The organism is Mameliella sp. CS4, from assembly GCF_019392335.1.
Lineage (GTDB): Bacteria > Pseudomonadota > Alphaproteobacteria > Rhodobacterales > Rhodobacteraceae > Antarctobacter.
Window position 1 is genome coordinate 1 of record NZ_JAHXRQ010000223.1, and the last position, 254, is coordinate 254.

Below are 254 nucleotides of genomic sequence, written 5' to 3' on the forward strand. Positions count from 1 at the left end.
CTGAGCCCGAGCCCGGTGCCGTGTCCGACGCCCTTCGTCGTGAAGAAGGGCTCGAAGATGCGCTCGAGCAGATCCGCCTCGATGCCCGAGCCGGTGTCCGAGACCGACACGGCCACGAAGTCTCCCGGCACGGCCGGATGCGCCCGCAGCGCCGGGATGCGGTCCGCGCGTCGCACCTTGATCAGCAGACGGCCCTCGCCCTGCATGGCGTCGCGGGCGTTCACCACGAGGTTGACGAGGGCCGTGTCGAACTG

The 254-nt window shown here is 70.5% G+C and carries 1 protein-coding gene; it reads right to left on the reverse strand.

The window, feature by feature from the left end:
- A partial coding sequence (locus tag KZZ07_RS27185; RefSeq protein WP_255564632.1) for an ATP-binding protein occupies window positions 1-254 on the reverse strand: 254 nt, incomplete at both ends.